Genomic DNA, 1,333 nt, shown 5'->3' on the forward strand with positions numbered 1-1,333 from the left:
CAGTAGTCAAGCCCCTTAAAAATGGACACGAAAGTTTATGTACAATTGTGTGTGTTATGCACTTTCCAAATACCTAGCCAGGAATGCTTCGGGAGACAAATAACCTAAGCGTTTTTGGCTACGTATTTCTTTGTAGTATGTAATGAACTTTGGAATGGCTTCCTCAAGAAGTGTTGGCGTTTCAATTGAATAATGATAAGGTAACTCAGTTTTAAAATGTGAAAAAAAGCTTTCAATTACGGCATTATCCCAACAGTTTGCTTTTCGGGACATACTTGGTATAAAACCAAGTTCTTTTGATAACTGATTATAACGATGAGATCGATAAGAATTCCCTTGATCTGTATGAAGAATCACTCCGGAGAGGTCTTTTAGATTTCGCTCTTTCATTGCCTTGCGAATCGACCTTTCCATCATCTCATTATTGGAAGTACGTCCTATCACGACTCCAATTGGATTCCGATCATATAAATCCATTATTGCGGATACGAAAACTTTTTCATCATCCCTAATGAATTCAGTTACGTCCATTACCCATTTACGATTGGGAAGCAGGGCATTGAAATCACGGGCAAGTAGATTGGGATAAATATACCCAGCTGCTTTAGTTCTAATTTCTTTCGTATATTTTTTCCGTCGGATCTTGGATTGTATATTCAATTCCTTCATAAGACGGGCCACACGTTTATGATTAATAATGTGATTAACCGCACGGAGTACTCCTGAAATACGCTTTGCCCCACAGGTGCCACGATTCTCTTTAACTATCTTTTTAATCGCTTTAATATCTTCTTGATCGCGACTAGTTACTTTCTTTTTTGGACGCTTTAAATAAACGTAATAACCACTTCTGGATACGCCTAATGCACTGCATAATTGCTTTACAGTGTAAACCTTTCTCAAGACTGTTATCGCTTCGTATGCCTTTTGTTTTCCTTCTCCTTGAGAAAGGCTTGGAACTTTTTTAAGATTTCAATCTCCGTTAGCTGTTCATTATATTTCTTTTCAATTTCTTGAAGCCGTTTGAGTTCATCTCTCAATTGGTCTCTTGGAACTATCGGGGTTTTTACGAAGGGGCGTAAGCCCTCCACACCCTTTTCTTTATAGATACGAATCCAATTAGAAATAGAATTGATGTGAATTTGATGCTCAGTGGCAATATCTGTTCTTGGCCGATTCTCTTCTAAAACTTCTTTAACGATTGTGCATTTCTGTTCAAAAGATAATATTCTCTTTCTGCCCTTTTTTATGAATTCCAAAATGAACCCCTCCCGTGACAGTATGTTCCTACAACTATAACATCTTCTGTGTCCATTTTAAGGGGGGCGACTAC

Annotated in this window: 2 protein-coding genes; both read right to left on the reverse strand. The window is 37.7% G+C overall.

Annotated elements, in window-relative coordinates:
- Window positions 1-54: 54 nt before the first annotated feature.
- Window positions 55-912 carry an IS3 family transposase gene (locus CSV60_RS15680; RefSeq protein ID WP_233189653.1) on the reverse strand — a complete coding sequence of 286 codons (858 nt, stop codon included), beginning with the start codon at window positions 910-912 and terminating at the stop codon, window positions 55-57.
- The gene (locus CSV60_RS15685) at window positions 909-1,259 is read right to left on the reverse strand and encodes a transposase (RefSeq protein ID WP_158233196.1); all 351 of its coding nucleotides are present in this window, start codon (window positions 1,257-1,259) and stop codon (window positions 909-911) included. Before CSV60_RS15685 ends, CSV60_RS15680 begins: the two co-directional genes overlap by 4 nt.
- Between the last annotated feature and the right edge of the window lie 74 nt (window positions 1,260-1,333).

It is taken from the genome of Sporosarcina sp. P7 (genome assembly GCF_002743425.1).
Classification (GTDB): domain Bacteria; phylum Bacillota; class Bacilli; order Bacillales_A; family Planococcaceae; genus Sporosarcina.